The sequence below is a fragment of the Microbulbifer sp. HZ11 genome, from assembly GCF_000708675.1.
GTDB lineage: Bacteria > Pseudomonadota > Gammaproteobacteria > Pseudomonadales > Cellvibrionaceae > Microbulbifer.
Genome location: NZ_JELR01000005.1, coordinates 214349 through 229552, shown reverse-complemented (window position 1 = coordinate 229552; position 15204 = coordinate 214349). Strand labels below are relative to the sequence as shown.

Sequence of the window (15204 nt, the reverse complement as noted above, 5' to 3'; positions counted from 1 at the left end):
GCCATTTTTCGGTCCGGTTGGTAACCCATTTAATGTCCGGCCGACTTTTCCTGTCTTTCGCACCAGTTGACGTTCCAGAAAGAACTTCCCAAACCGATTGCGCATAAATCTTCGCAAATTCCGCTACGGTTTCACGAAAACCTACTCGAGCAGTTTGCAGAAAGGGGTTCGCTCGGCCGACGAAGCCAGATGACACGGTATGCGATACGCGCCCAGATGAGAGAGCAGGCGAGAGAAAAGAGCAGGAAATTCTCGGTGTGAATCTCATCACCAATAGGGAGAGAAAAGGCGATGGTTACGAAGGCGGTTAGATGTTCGATCCGGTAACGAGCAAGTGACGGCAAGATGTGGGAAGACAATGGCAGGCTGAAGGTGTCTGGCCGGTTCGGGCGCACTCAGGGAACCTCTGATTGAGCGCGGATATCCGGCAAAGCAAAACGAAAAAGAGGGCTAATTAGCCCTCTTTTTCTTTGCTGTCGACACCCAACCTATTTGCGTTCAACCTCGACTTTATCCACTTTCTGGAAGCCTCGCGGCAGCTTGTTACCGCGCCGGCCCCGCTCTCCTTCGTAGTGTTCCAGCTCCGAGATCTTGATCTTGGTGTGACGCTTGCCGGCATGAATGATCAACTGATCCTTGCCCTCCAGCACCGCGATTCCCACGACGATCTCCTCACGACTGGCCGCGCGTGCAGCGGGGATATTGATGATCTTGTTGCCCTTACCCTTGGAAAGCTCCGGCAGTTCGGTTACCGGGAACACCAGCATACGGCCTTCACTGGTTACCGCCGCCAGCAGTGCAGACTCCGGATTTTCGATTTCCTGAGGCGGCAGCACCTGTGCGCCTTTCGGCAGGCTCAGCATCGCTTTACCGGCCTTGTTGCGAGACTGCAGGTCGGCGTATTTGGCGATAAAGCCGTAGCCCGCATCACTGGCCAGCAATACCTTCTGATCATCCCCACCCATCAACAGACCTTCAAAGGTGGCGCCGGAGGGCGGATTGATACGCCCGGATAAAGGCTCACCCTGGCCCCGCGCGGAAGGTAGAGTATGTGCCGCAATGGCGTAGCTGCGCCCGGTGCTGTCCAGTAACAGCGCCGGCTGATTGCTCTTGCCCCGGGCGGCGTACTTGAAGCCGTCGCCGGCCTTATAACTCAGAGACTCCGGGTCGATTTCGTGGCCCTTGGCCTGGCGGATCCAGCCCTTGGCAGAGAGTACGACGGTGATCGGATCGCTGCTCAGCAGTTCGGTTTCGCTGAAGGCTCGAGCCTCCTCACGCTGCACCAGAGGTGAACGACGCTCATCTCCGAATTCTTCCGCTGCGGCCAGCAGTTCTTTCTTGATCAGGGTCTTGAGACGGCGCTCGCTGCCCAGGGTTTTGGTCAGAGTATCCCGCTCTTTTTCCAGTTCCGCCTGTTCGCCGCGGATCTTCATTTCCTCGAGGCGGGCCAACTGACGCAACTTGGTATCGAGAACGTATTCCGCCTGTACTTCCGACAGCGCAAAGCGGCGCATCAGCTCCTGCTTGGGCTCATCATGGGTGCGGATGATCTCGATCACTTCATCGATATTCAGGAAGGCGATCAGCAAGCCATCCAATAGGTGCAGGCGCTTCTCGACCTTGTCCAGACGGAATTGCAGGCGACGTCTTGTGGTAACGGTACGGAAGCTCAGCCACTCGGAAAGGATCATGTCCAGGGACTTCACCTGCGGGCGACCGTCCACACCGATCATGTTCAGGTTGACCCGGTAGCTCTTTTCCAGATCGGTGGTGGCGAACAGATGATTCATCACCTGCTCCAGATCCACACGATTGGACTTGGGCACAATCACCAGACGGGTAGGGTTCTCGTGGTCCGACTCGTCGCGCAGGTCGCTGACCATGGGCAGTTTCTTCGCCTGCATCTGCGCGGCAATCTGCTCCAGTACTTTGGAGCCACTGGCCTGATACGGCAGTGCGGTGATGATGATGTCGCCATCCTCTTTATTCCATACCGCACGCATTTTCACCGAGCCCTTGCCGGTCTCGTACATTTTCTGCAGGTCCGCCCGGGGCGAGATGATCTCCGCCTCCGTGGGCATATCCGGGCCCTGGATAAATTCGCACAGCTCGCTGACCGTAGCCTTGGGGTTTTCCAGCATATGTACAGTGGCATCCACCACCTCGCGCAGGTTGTGCGGAGGAATATCGGTCGCCATACCCACGGCGATGCCGGTGGTGCCATTCAGCAGGATGTTGGGAACCCGCGCCGGCAGTACCGCCGGTTCGTCCATGGTGCCGTCAAAGTTCGGCTGCCAGTCCACGGTGCCCTGGCCCAGCTCGGACAGCAATACCTCGGAGTACTTGCCCATACGGGATTCGGTGTAACGCATGGCGGCGAAGGACTTGGGATCATCCGGGGAGCCCCAGTTGCCCTGACCATCCACCAGCGGGTAGCGGTAGCTGAATGGCTGCGCCATCAGCACCATGGCCTCGTACACGGCGCTGTCGCCGTGCGGGTGGTACTTACCAATCACGTCGCCCACGGTACGCGCGGACTTCTTGTACTTGGCGCTGGCCTTCAGGCCAAGCTCGCTCATGGCGTAGACAATACGGCGCTGCACCGGCTTCAGGCCATCGCCGATATTGGGCAGGGCGCGGTCGAGAATCACGTACATGGAATAGTCCAGGTACGCCTTCTCGGTGTAGTCCGCCAGGTGCTGGCGTTCGGAGGCTTCAAACACGGAGGGCTCGGTCATACTGCGAGAGTCTCGTTATTTTGATCGAAATTTGGACAAGTAAGATGCCTGTCAGACGGGGATTATGGCGGCGAACGACTACAGGTTCAAAGTGCCCTTGGCCCCTCGCCCACATCTTATTCAATCCGGCGCTTTGGAAAGCGCATTTTTCAGCCAATCCTGAAACTGCGTTATTTTCGCCTTGCCTGATGAATCCTCGGTCACGCAGTAATACGCGAACCCGGGAAGCAGGCAGTCAGCCCGCAGCGGCTCCAACCATCCTTGCGCGACTGCCGACTCCACCAGCACGTTGCTCACAAACGCCACCCCCTGCCCCGCCAATGCGGCCTGGATCACATGAATCTCTTGGTCGAACAGAGTGGGCGACGGCATACCCTGCTCTGGCAAGAAACGTTCCCACCACAACGTTGACGACACGGTCGGCAAATTTGGGCTCTGCCAGCGGGTTTCGAACACCGGTACTGACTCGCCTTTCCGAAGCTTCTGCAAAACGCCCGGTATCCCGTAAATTGCGAATGCATCGGTGCACAAGACGTCTGCTTCCTGGGTTTTCAGTGGCAACCCGTAGCGAATAGCTAAATCAACGGTTCGGTTCCGACGCAGATCAACCGGGACCTCGCTTGCCTGTATAACCACCTCTACGTCCGGGCGCAGGAGTTTGAAACCCGGCAGTTGTGGCACCAGCCACAAGGCCGCAAATGCATTCGTGGTACTCACGGTGATACGTTTCGGCGACTCGGAAATCTGCTCGATCGCTTCCGCCAGGGTTCGCAGTGACAAGCGTGCGGCGTCCAGCAACACGCGCCCGTCATCCGTCAATGAAACTGCCCGGGTATGCCGTTCAAACAGCGGTACACCCAACTGCTCCTCAAGCTTTCGGATCTGATGAGAAACCGCTGTCGGCGTCAGGTGCAACTCTTCCGCAGCGCGCTTAAAGCTCAAATGCCTCGCTGCGGCCTCAAAAATACGTATCCCGTTCAAGTTTCCGAGCACAGTTTGCACAAGCCTCTATAGGTGAACCAACCTCATCTATAGGTGATAACACATCCTTTGTCACAAGTCTCCATAGACCCGATAGTTGTGCAATATCACTCTATCACTCATCAGGAGACACAGTGAAAACTCTACTGAAAATTGACGCCAGTGCTCGCAACCTGCACAACGCAAAAGCCTCGTACCGATCTCTATCCCGACAGCTGAGCGATTACTTTACCGCGCAGTGGATGGATCAACCCCACAAATACTCCATTATCCACCGCGATGTTGGCCTCGCCCCACCCACCTTTATGAGTGAAGCGTGGATCGGCGCAGCATTCACTCCCGAAGAAAAGCGCAGTCAACCGCAGCAAACGGAGCTTGCTCTTTCGGATCAGCTGATTAATGAAGTAGTCGCTGCAGACCTGATCGTGATATCCACGCCGATGTACAACTACGGCATGCCCGCCAGCCTTAAGGCCTGGTTCGACCAGGTGGTAAGAGTGAACAAAACCTTTAGCTTTGACCTCAACCGAGGGGATTTTCCGCTGCAGCCAATCCTCTCGGGAAAAACCCTTGTGCTACTGACCTCCTGCGGCGAATTTGGCTTCGGCCCAGGCGGGGTGCGTGAGTCGATGAATCACCTGGGTCCCCATATTCGTACATTGAGCCACTACTTAGGGGTCGAGCACTTTCACGAAATCGGAATCGAATACCAGGAGTTCAACGATGAGCGTCACCGGGCCTCAATCGACGCGGCCTACACGGCCGCCCGACAATTGGTGGGTCAATTGACAGGCAATCGTAATGTATCTAGTGAGGTGAGAGCTCCTGCACCGAACGATCACTGAGGATCATATGGCAATACGCCCGACCAGCAGGCATTATTCAACGCGGTGTACATAAACAGGGAATTGACATATGCCTGCACTGATTGCCTTTCTCCACCACCTGCTGTTCCTCTCGATGACCGCCGTGCTCACCATGCAACTGGTGCTGCTGAATCAGGCATTCACCCTGCAGAATGCGCGCAAGATTCGTATTGTCGACCGCATTCTCGGCGGGTCCGCGGTACTGCTTCTGGTGGTGGGTTTTTTACGGGTTTTCCATTTCGAAAAGGGCGCCAGTTACTATTTTCAGAACGGTGCCTTCCACGCAAAACTGACCCTGTTTGTGATCGCAGCACTGCTTTCCATTTACCCCACCATCCAGTTTCTGCGCTGGGGGAAGTCCCTCAAGCAGGGCACAGTGCCGGTGGTCAGTGACCGTCAGCGCCGCTGGATGCGTATTATTGTGCACACCGAGTTGACCGCCATCGTCGCCATGGCCCTGTGCGCCGCACTGATGGCCAAAGGCATCGGCTACTTTGGCTGAGTGAGACAAAATTCTTGAGCGAAGCATACCGCCTTGTATTGAAACAGGTCGCCATTGGCGACCTGCAGCCCGTCGACCTCAGTATTCGCCCCGGCGAAATCGTCTGCCTCTCCGGACAGTCGGGAATTGGTAAAAGCCGCCTGCTGCGCGCCATTGTCGATCTGGAACCCCACCGGGGAGAAGTCACCCTTGGCGACACCGCCAGTGAAAAACTGCCCGCCCACCAGTGGCGCCAACGGGTGATGCTGGTACCGGCGGAAAGTGCCTGGTGGGAAGAGACCGTAGGGGCGCACTTTCCCGAAGATTCGACCATTCCCGAGGCGCTGGGCCTGCCGGCGGACTGCATAAATTGGCCTGTAACCCGCCTGTCGTCCGGGGAAAAGCAACGCCTCGCCCTGGTACGAGCCCTCGCCCGCGATCCCCGGGCCCTGCTGCTGGACGAACCCACCGCAAACCTGGACGAAGAAACCACCGAGCAGGTGGAGCACTGGCTGCACAAGGAAATCCGGGACCGACAGATACCCGTATTGTGGATCGCCCACGCCCAGGGACAGATTCAGCGGGTGGCACAACGTCACTTCCATATCGACGACGGCGGTCAGCTCAGGGAGCAACCCCTGTGAATGTGATCGAACTCAGTTGGTGGCACCTGGGGATTGCCACAGGTCTGGTGATCGCACTGGCCCTGTGCACCTGGCTCGCGCAACTCAGGATCGGCAAATCCCTGCTGATTGCCGCCGCGCGCACCGCCGTGCAACTGGCGTTGATCGGGATGGTGTTGGAAGCACTGTTCGCCGTGGGCAGCCTGCTGTGGGTGGCGCTGATGGGTGGTGCCATGTTGCTGCTCGCCGGGCGCGAAGTAGTGGCGCGGCAGAAGCACCGTTTACGGGGCGGCTGGAGTTTTGCGATTGGCACCCTGTCCATGTTTATCTCCGCCTTCGCCGTTACCGTGCTGACCCTTGCGGTGATTATCGGCCCGGACCCCTGGTACACACCGCAGTACGCCATCCCCCTACTTGGCATGTTGCTCGGCAATACCATGACCGGCGTGGCGCTGGGGCTGGAACGGCTGACGGAAGGCGCGCGGCGCGGGCGCAATGAAATTGAAAACCGCCTGATGCTGGGAGAAACCTGGCAACAGGCCAGCGCGCACCTGCGCCGGGACGCCATGCGCGCCGGACTGATGCCAACCATCAATGCCATGGCTGCGGCGGGTATTGTATCCCTGCCGGGGATGATGACCGGACAGATACTGGCCGGCAGTTCCCCAGCACTGGCGGTGAAATATCAGATACTGATCATGTTCACCATCGCCGCCGGCACTGGTTATGGTACTTTTGCCGCGGTGGCACTCTGTGCGCGGCGCCTGTTTGACGGGCGCGAGCGGCTGCGTCTGGATCGACTGTACCCCTGAGCCGTTGACGCACTGGCCGCGCGCGTCTCTCGCCGGTGACTCATCCAGACTCCGAATCCGCCGTACCAGATACTGCAGCAGGCTATTCTGTTGTCAGATACCTACAGTGGGGCCGGTGTGAAAACTCTGCGACTAATACTGGGCGACCAGCTCAATCACAAGCATTCCTGGTACAGCAATGACGATGAAAATACCTGGTATTTCATTGCGAAATGCGCCAGGAAACGGATTACGTCAAACACCATATTCAGAAAGTGGTGGCCTTTTTCGAGGCCATGGCCGAATTTGCACAATGGCTGGAAGACCGGGGCAAAAACGTCATCTACTACACCCTGGATACCCCAGAAAACACCCAGAAACTGGGCAGCAATATCGCCCGGCTTGTTTCTGAACACCAGTTCGAACGATTCCAGTATCAACTGCCAGACGAATACCGGCTGGATCAACAACTGAAGTTGCTCACAGATGACCTCAGCATTCCTAGCGAACCTTTCGACAGCGAGCACTTCCTCACCGACCGGCAGTCACTCAGCAGGTTTTTTGACAGTAAGAAGTCGCTGTTGATGGAGAGTTTTTACCGGCATATGCGAAAGCAGCACCAAATACTGCTCAATAAAGACGGCAGCCCGGTGGGAGGCCAATGGAATTACGATCAAAACAATCGCAACAAGTGGAAGGGGGAGCCGAAGATCCCCCCGCAACGCGGCTTTCGCAAACAGGTTGTGGAAACCCTCAAGCGGATAGAGCGCGCCGGAGTGAACACGTTTGGCGCTATCTCCCCCGAGCAGTTCAACTTGCCGACCACTCGCACCGACGCGCTGGCCATGCTCCGACATTTCTGTGAGGTACTGCTACCGCACTTCGGCACCAAGCCCTATATCAGCAGCGGCAGCTACATTCACAAAGTGAGCAACTACTGCGACGCTTGTCGCTATAAGGTTCAGGAGCGAACCAGTGACGACGCCTGCCCGTGCCCAGCAGATCATTCGCGACCCGGATGCGTTTTAGGCGGAACCTTCCTATCACCACCTAACTTCCTATCACCGCCGAAGATACAGGCGCAACTCCCCGAGACAGGGAGCACCGCCGACGGCGATATGCTCCCTGGTGGTCGATGCGGGGAATAAGGTAACTAAAGAGCACAGCCAAAGTGTTCAGATCAAGCATTCTCAACGCAGAGCTGGACGCTTTGGCGATATGCTTCAATATAATGTGAAAATAATGAAGCAGGCTCGCTTGAAGCAAGTTTTCCCATAAGCCGATTTAACCGAAATACCCGCATAGCCATATGCCTGTATAACCATAGGTTTTGACCACAATGACTCAGCCATCCACATCACCGGACAAAACCTGGGTGACCACCTACGATGAATTTGTCCAGCAGGTAGATTATTCGTTGATGGATAGCCTGAATGCCGACCCAGACGCCACAACGGATGGCGATGATCACCGTGCGCGCCAAGTATTCTCCGGGCACTTCGTGCCGGTAACACCAACACCAATTGGACAGCCAGAATATGTCGCCCATAGCCGCAGTTTCTTTCAAGAGCTAGGGCTCAGCGACGAACTTGCGCAGGACCCCAAATTTACCCAGTTATTCTCTGGAGATATCGCCGCAGCCCATGCCCCAATGCGTAACTTCGGCTGGGCAACCGGTTATGCGCTATCAATTTACGGTACTGAATATGTCCGACAATGCCCATTTGGCACCGGCAATGGGTATGGTGATGGACGGGCCATCTCCGTGTTTGAAGGGGTATTTAACGGGCAGCGCTGGGAAATGCAATTAAAAGGAGGCGGCCCCACGCCCTATTGCCGCGGAGCCGATGGCCGCGCGGTACTGCGCTCGAGCGTACGTGAATTTCTCGCACAGGAGTATATGCACGCGTTGGGTGTGCCGACCTCCCGCTCATTAACTCTGTATGTATCAAAGACCGATACGGTTTCCCGCCCCTGGTATTCCGATCATTCCAACGCATTTGATCCAGACATTATCACCGAGAACCCGGTAGCGATATCCACACGTGTAGCGCCGTCATTCCTGCGTGTTGGGCAAATTGAATTATTTGCCCGCCGCGCCCGCAGCCATGCGCATGACAATGCGCTTGAGGAGCTGCGCATGATCGTCATGCACTTGATTGCCAGAGAATACCAAGACGAAATCGACTCCAACCTCAACTTTTCAGATCAATTGATAGAATTAGCACGATTATTTCGCCAACGCCTTACCGCGTTGGTCGCCAACTGGCTGCGCGTCGGTTATTGCCAAGGAAATTTCAACAGCGACAACTGCGCCGCTGGCGGCTTTACGCTGGATTATGGTCCATTTGGTTTTTGCGAAGTTTTCGACCCCGAGTTCCAACCCTGGACCGGCGGCGGCCAACACTTTTCATTCTTCAACCAGCCAACCGCCGCAGAGGCGAACTTCCACATGTTCTGGACGGCCATCCGTCCACTGCTCGCGGACCACAATGAAGCGCTAGAACGGCTGGATCAAATACGCCGTGATTTCCAGGAAGTAATGCAAGACCAGTTGCATCACATGTGGGCAGCCAAGCTCGGCCTCACCGAGTTCAACCTGGAGCTGTTTAAGGAACTGGTGACGCTCATGATTCGCTCAGAGGTGGATTACACCATGTTCTTTCGTGAGCTATCCCATATACCTGAGGATATTGCCCCATTGAAAAAAAGCTTCTATGTCAAAACATCCTCTGACATCGACGAAAAATGGCAGTCCTGGTTAAGTAGCTGGCGCGATCTGGTGTTGGCCGATCATGACTTATCAACGGCAGCCGACAAGATGAAACGCGTCAATCCGAAGTATGCGTGGCGTGAATGGCTGATTGTCCCAGCCTACCAACAGGCCACACAGGGGGATTACAGCCTGATCAAGGAGCTGCAGGAAGTCCTGAGCCACCCTTATGACGAACAATCAAAAGACATCGAAGAGAAGTACTACCGTTTGAGACCCCAAGAGTATTTCAATGCGGGTGGCGTATCACACTACAGTTGCTCATCTTGAGCGCGGTTCTTCTGAAGCCGATTTTCTGGAATTTTTCTAGTGAGTAGCAATGCGTCGCTGTCACAGCGGGTGTCCGTTAAGGCGGGGCAAGATCACTATTTCAATGGCCCGTACTCGCGGATCACTTCGATCTTCCCAACGATATTTTTATTGAGCTCATCCAGATCTTCGGCCGGAATCCACCACTCCGTATGGCCGGCAGCACCAACACACTTGATCGGGTAGCGGTCCATAAACTCTTTATTGACATAGAATCGGGTGACATACCCCTTGCCAAAATCGGTAACGTTCCATTGGGTGAGGGCTATCGCGTACTCTTCATTGGTAACCGGGTAGAAGATTGGCTGCTCTGGCAGTCTTGGTGGCCACGCTGTGTAGTCGGACTCTTCTATCAGATCAAGCTCATTCTGTCCTACGGGCCGGAAGCAAACGACTGTATTCATTGTGTCTACTTTCTGTGGGTAACTCTGTTGTCTAACGCCCAGCGCAGGCGCAGCCAGCGCGGAGCGTATTTTGTGTTAATGTTTGAGCGCCAGCGAGCAACACATAATATGCGTAGCGTTGGCTGTCGCTCTGCCGCTGCTTACTAGGCTGACCACTAGCTGCAAGCGCCCTCAAAAACCGAATCCCCTTCAAATATATTTGGATTATTTTCAACACTTATTTTCGCACTTTCATCTTTCTGAGAAGCGCAGGCTGTTAGACACGCTGCCAGCTTCACTTGTGAATGATTTTTAATTGGATTGCCAAAAGTGCAACTGTAGATACTATGAGTCCATTTAGGATCAATAGTAGAAATTCGCAAAACCTTGTTTACTTCGGCATACTCGGAATAGGAATGCCGCTCACTATGAGCTGCGTTACCCCTTGTAAACCTTGACGATGTATTAAACACAAAAGTATTTACACCTTCCTCCCTCAGCGAAATGTGCAATGCAATTGCTCCCCCCAGGGAATGACCAATTACAGTTATGGGAATATTATGTGGTGTGGCTTTACGAAGCTCTCTGTACACAGACAGGCCTCGGTCATTCTGTACTGCAAGTATATTTCCGAATATCCAATCTTGAACCCCCTCCGTGCCACGGAAAGACAAAATTACTTCAGATGTAGCATCGCCATCTACTCTATGAAAAATTGAGTAGGCAAGACCGTACTTATCATTATCTTGATTTTTGTAACTGACGATGTTGGCGGGGAGCGCAAATGTATTATTTGGCTTATACGTATTTTCTGCCATTTGAGAGTATTCGTAACCCAATATTGCCGCGGCCTGAAGTCGCTCTTGAATATTAACGGTATTAGCTTTTTCTTTAGGTAAAGATGAGCATCCTGCAATCAAAAATAGTATCGGTAGGATAACTTTCTTCATTTCAATCTCCATTTCATGAATTTTTTTGGGCAACTCGGATACCCAACGCCTCAAACACCGAATTGGTGAAGTTGGCGGCTTATTTGGAACAAAAAAGGTGGCAGCTTTACCAAGTCCGGTGCTTTGATTTGTTAGGCACCTTCACTACTACGCCATCTCTTTCTTAAGCTTTTTACCTTCAAATTCTAATTCAGCACCCCCGCCTGCAGTCTGCACCTTTACTCTTGAAGCGGACCCCAAGATTGCAGAAGCCAATTGGTCGCCCGCTTCCATATCAGGTGCAGAAACTTCTCCTTCGCGTTCAAATAAGCTTTTGGTGATACTTTCCATCAAAACGGCCGGGATAGTTGTCCCTGTCGATGTATTCCATTCTAATGCGGTCTCTACGACCCAACTTGCTCGGTCGACATCTAACTGAAATTGTTTTAAGTGAAATTCTGCTTGGGAATGCTGCTCAAACCACCGATTAAGCCACCTCATATAAAATACAGCCGTACCCACACCGCCGATAGTTAACCCCAGCTGTTTAATAGCTAAGATTACAACATTAATAGTGGTTGCCCCCTCTTCACCAAGATAATTAAATAGTTCTAGTGCATACCAAATTCCCCCAGAGGCAAAAAGCGCAATAAGAACAATGCAAAGTATATGGATTGGAGTGCGAAGCTTGTTTGTGCCAGAAGTTAATTTGAACTCCGTAGATCTACTTTGGATTATCTCTTGAAGCTCTTTCCTTAGACTGCGTCGAACATGAGTATTATTACGATCATCAATAGCCTTGATCTTTTTTTCAAGATCATCGGCTCTGGTTTCTAAAATTTCATTTTTTGCCCGATACTCACCTTCCAGTCTTTCTTTTTCTTTTTGGATTTTTTGTTCGAGAGTGTTCTGTTTTTCTGAAAATTTCTTTTCAAGGCCCTCTCTAAATTCAGAACTTTTCTGTATCAGCTCTTCATTTAACATCTCCAAACGTTCAAGGGTAGAGATGTGCATAGCTTCAAGTTGAGCTTGTGCCTCTGGATCGCCTTTAATACTTTTTGAAGAGTCGAAAGAATTGAGCCTCTTATTCAGAAATGCAACGATATTAATCTTGTCTTCGACAGAAACCTGATTTTGGTTACTTTGACTCAACAAAATCTCATCAAAAACCCCAGATTTCTGTTCCGGCGGGTAACTGCCACCTCGATGATAAGATACAGAATATCCCGGTATAGGAAGGCTCATCGAATCAATTATGGATGAATTTTTAGACAGCAAAGCATCCATTTCAGCTGTTGATGAATCAGGATTGACTACGCCTATAGAAGCAAACCCAAGCGCATTTACATTGATTTTTGATACAGAGTATTGAGAGGCAAGCTCCTTGAATACTGCCCAGACTTTTTTGTCACTTTTTCTTGGAATTTTAATTCTTTGATTCGACACTGTACTTAATCTCCTTTATGCCTAACAGTTTATTCGTGGGCGTGTGCATATATAGGAGCCACCGAAATATCTATATCCACCCACAAAGTATCCATATATGCATGCAAACCCTTGAAGGGTCTATATCTGGCTACAATCCACTATCTAGCCACAAAATGATAAGTACGTCACGCTTTCAGCCCCGAAATTCCGTTACACGCAATTACAGCGCCTAGTTAATCGACCCCCTTAGCCCTATAGGGCTAACGCTGTCAGTAATATCAGCCCTAGAAAAAGACCACTGCGAAGGATGGCCTTTTTATCGGTCGAGATAATTGCCAATTAGAAATTCGCGTTCGCCCGCAAATACCAGAACCCGCCGTTAAATCCAAACGGTGAGGTCAGGGCCTGGCGGACGCCGAGGAATTGCAGGGGGCCATTGCCTTCTTCATCCGCCTCCACGTCGAAAATATTCTCGCCGCCTACGGCAACGATATAGTTTTCTGCGAAGGTGAAGCGGGCTTCGATGTCGGTGAGGATCTCGCCGCCGTAGCGGGTGGTATTGGAGGTGTCGTTGCCGTCGGCTTCCAGCTGGCCGCCGGTGGATTGCCAATTGCCGTAGCGATTGAAGCGCAAGTAGCCCTGCAATATGCCGCCGGTGTCGTACTCAATCGTGAGGGTGTTGCGCTGGTTGGGCACCGGGTTTTCAAAGTCGAATACGCGGGTGGCGTTGACGGTGTTGGGGGCAACGTTTACGACAACGTCAATGTCCGCACCAGACCAGGGCAAGCCACAGGGCAATTCAATTGGAAACAAGACGGGGGGAGGCGAACGCCGGATGTGTCACAAAGGGAATGGAACCGGTAGATGAACCTAGCGCCACCTGCAGTGGTGACGCACAGTTCATCGCTTGGCCCGATCAGGGAGACTGGAAGTGCAGTCAGCGGGTAAGAGGAAAATCAATGGCTGTCCCGCACCTGATTGATCAACCCTCCCGCCAGCACGGTTGCCACCTCGTCTTCACTCATATTGTGGGTGACCGAGAGCTGCTTCCCGTCTTCCAGTTCAATGTTCACCACATCCCCCGACTGTAACTGTCCGGCCAGATCGCTGAAGGTCAATGGGCTGCCCTGTTTCAGTTTCGCGAGGTCACTGGGTTTGGCGAACAACAGTGGTACCACACCAAAATTGATCAGGTTGCGGCGGTGGATACGGGCCATGGACACGGCGATCACTGCGCGCACGCCGAGAAAACGCGGTGCGATCGCCGCGTGTTCGCGGCTGGACCCCTGACCATAGTTCTCACCACCGATTACAAAGCAGTCGCCGTCGAGCTTTTTCGCACGATCGTAAAAGGTCTCGTCAATGCGGGAAAAGGTGTAGTGACTGATGGCCGGAATATTTGAACGCAGTGGCAGGATATCGGTGCCCGCGGGCAGGATTTCATCCGTGGAGACATTGTCACCAGCCTTGAGTAATATCGGGCCCGTCAGTTTTTCCGGCAGCGGGTCAAAGTCCGGCAATGGTTGAATATTGGGACCTTTTTCCAGTTCAACCGGAATTTCGTTTGCACGGTCCTCCGGCGCCAGCATAAGTGGGCGCATATCGCCGAGAGTTTCCGGCTCGGAAAACGTCGGGTATTCCATCTCCATGTCGCGGGGGTCGGTGATCTTGCCGGACAGAGCACTGGCGGTGGCGGTTTCCGGGCTGCACAGGTATACCTGATCTTCCTTGGTGCCGGAGCGTCCGGGGAAGTTGCGCGGCACCGTGCGCAGGCTGATCCGCCCGGAGGCCGGTGCCTGTCCCATGCCGATACAGCCGTTGCAGCCGGTCTGGTGCAGGCGCGCGCCTGCAAGCAACAGCCGGTTGAGGTCGCCACTACGACTCAGTTCTTCCAAAACCTGACGGCTCGTAGGGTTTATATCCAGGGATATTTCTTCGGGAACCTGCTGTCCCTCGACCATTCGCGCCGGCACCACGAAATCTCTCAGCCCCGGGTTGGCGGAGGAGCCGATATAACTCTGGTAGATGGGTTTGCCCGCGACCTCACGGACCGTCACCACGTTGCCGGGGCTGGAGGGACAGGCAATCATGGGTTCCAACTGTGACAAGTCAATACTGTCGTGGTGATCGTAGTCGGCGCCCTCTTCCGCCTGCATCGGCACAAAATCCTGCTCGCGCCCCTGCTGTTTGAGAAATGCACGTACCGCTTCATCGGCGGGAAACACACTGGCGGTAGCGCCCATTTCCTGTCCCATATTGGCGATTACATGGCGATCCATGGCGGTGAGGTTGTCCAGCCCCGGGCCGTAATATTCAAATATCTTGTTCACACCGCCTTTCACATCGTAGCGGCGCAACATTTCCAGGATCACATCCTTGGCACTTACCCATGGGGGCAATTTGCCGGTTACCTCCACGCCGATGACTTCCGGCATGACCAGGGAGAATGGAATTCCGGCCATGGCCAATGCCACCTGCAGGCCACCCGCCCCCATGGCGAGCATGCCCATGGCACCACCGGCACAGGTATGACTGTCGGAGCCCAACAGGGTTTTACCCGGGACTCCGAAGCACGCCATATGCACCGCGTGGCTGATGCCGTTTCCGGGACGGGAAAACCAGATGCCCCACTTGCGACTGGCACTGCGCAGGAACAGGTGATCATCCGCATTCTTGAAGTCCGCCTGAATCAGGTTGTGATCCACATACTGGGCGGAGACCTCGGTTTTTACCCGTGGTAGACCGAGTGCCTCGAATTCCAGCATTACCATGGTACCTGTGGCGTCCTGACACAGAGTCTGGTCAATTTTCAGCTGCACTTCTTCGCCGGGCTGCATCTTTCCACTCACCAGGTGTTGTTCAATCAACTGATGGGCTAGGTTCTTTTTCACGCTCATTACCT

13 protein-coding genes are annotated in these 15204 nt (G+C 53.8%); 6 read left to right on the top strand and 7 right to left on the bottom strand.

Features of this window, described 5'->3' with window-relative positions:
- Nucleotides 1–488: 488 nt before the first annotated feature.
- Both parC and AU11_RS16665 read right to left on the bottom strand, forming a co-directional pair.
- The gene (gene parC, locus AU11_RS16670) at nucleotides 489–2738 is read right to left on the bottom strand and encodes a DNA topoisomerase IV subunit A (protein ID WP_043320756.1); all 2250 of its coding nucleotides are present in this window, start codon (nucleotides 2736–2738) and stop codon (nucleotides 489–491) included.
- Nucleotides 2739–2858: 120 nt separating this feature from the next.
- Nucleotides 2859–3731, bottom strand: coding sequence for a LysR family transcriptional regulator (locus tag AU11_RS16665; protein ID WP_255343232.1), 873 nt, complete (start codon nucleotides 3729–3731; stop codon nucleotides 2859–2861).
- A gap of 122 nt (nucleotides 3732–3853) precedes the next feature.
- Here AU11_RS16665 and AU11_RS16660 point away from each other — a divergent pair, with 122 nt between their 5' ends.
- From AU11_RS16660 to AU11_RS16635, 6 genes are all read left to right on the top strand, one after another.
- On the top strand, nucleotides 3854–4564 hold the full coding sequence (locus tag AU11_RS16660) for an FMN-dependent NADH-azoreductase (RefSeq protein ID WP_043320754.1): 711 nt from the start codon (nucleotides 3854–3856) through the stop codon (nucleotides 4562–4564).
- 70 nt (nucleotides 4565–4634) lie between these two features.
- Nucleotides 4635–5087 (top strand): DUF2214 family protein, encoded by a 453-nt coding sequence (locus AU11_RS16655; RefSeq protein ID WP_043320753.1) that lies wholly within the window; start codon nucleotides 4635–4637, stop codon nucleotides 5085–5087.
- 14 nt (nucleotides 5088–5101) lie between these two features.
- Nucleotides 5102–5710 carry an ATP-binding cassette domain-containing protein gene (locus AU11_RS16650; protein ID WP_043320752.1) on the top strand — a complete coding sequence of 203 codons (609 nt, stop codon included), beginning with the start codon at nucleotides 5102–5104 and terminating at the stop codon, nucleotides 5708–5710.
- Nucleotides 5707–6501 carry an iron export ABC transporter permease subunit FetB gene (gene fetB / locus AU11_RS16645; protein ID WP_043320751.1) on the top strand — a complete coding sequence of 265 codons (795 nt, stop codon included), beginning with the start codon at nucleotides 5707–5709 and terminating at the stop codon, nucleotides 6499–6501. Before AU11_RS16650 ends, fetB begins: the two co-directional genes overlap by 4 nt.
- A 212-nt stretch (nucleotides 6502–6713) precedes the next feature.
- Nucleotides 6714–7628, top strand: coding sequence for a cryptochrome/photolyase family protein (locus AU11_RS16640; protein WP_051687397.1), 915 nt, complete (start codon nucleotides 6714–6716; stop codon nucleotides 7626–7628).
- A gap of 191 nt (nucleotides 7629–7819) precedes the next feature.
- Complete coding sequence (locus tag AU11_RS16635) at nucleotides 7820–9523, top strand: YdiU family protein (RefSeq protein ID WP_043320750.1); 1704 nt, start codon at nucleotides 7820–7822, stop codon at nucleotides 9521–9523.
- A 95-nt stretch (nucleotides 9524–9618) separates the two neighbouring features.
- Here the strand turns inward: AU11_RS16635 and AU11_RS16630 are convergent, their stop codons facing one another.
- From AU11_RS16630 to AU11_RS16615, 5 genes are all read right to left on the bottom strand, one after another.
- Nucleotides 9619–9966: a hypothetical protein gene (locus AU11_RS16630; RefSeq protein WP_043320749.1), complete on the bottom strand. Its 348-nt coding sequence runs from the start codon at nucleotides 9964–9966 to the stop codon at nucleotides 9619–9621.
- A gap of 155 nt (nucleotides 9967–10121) precedes the next feature.
- Nucleotides 10122–10895, bottom strand: a complete 774-nt coding sequence (locus AU11_RS18380; RefSeq protein WP_156035423.1) for a hypothetical protein — start codon at nucleotides 10893–10895, stop codon at nucleotides 10122–10124.
- 147 nt (nucleotides 10896–11042) lie between these two features.
- A complete protein-coding gene (locus AU11_RS16625) occupies nucleotides 11043–12320 on the bottom strand; it encodes a hypothetical protein (RefSeq protein WP_043320748.1) in 1278 nt (425 codons plus the stop codon).
- A 321-nt stretch (nucleotides 12321–12641) separates the two neighbouring features.
- Complete coding sequence (locus AU11_RS16620) at nucleotides 12642–13088, bottom strand: TonB-dependent receptor (RefSeq protein WP_156035421.1); 447 nt, start codon at nucleotides 13086–13088, stop codon at nucleotides 12642–12644.
- Between the two features lie 170 nt (nucleotides 13089–13258).
- On the bottom strand, nucleotides 13259–15199 hold the full coding sequence (locus AU11_RS16615) for an aconitate hydratase (protein ID WP_197023889.1): 1941 nt from the start codon (nucleotides 15197–15199) through the stop codon (nucleotides 13259–13261).
- Between the last annotated feature and the right edge of the window lie 5 nt (nucleotides 15200–15204).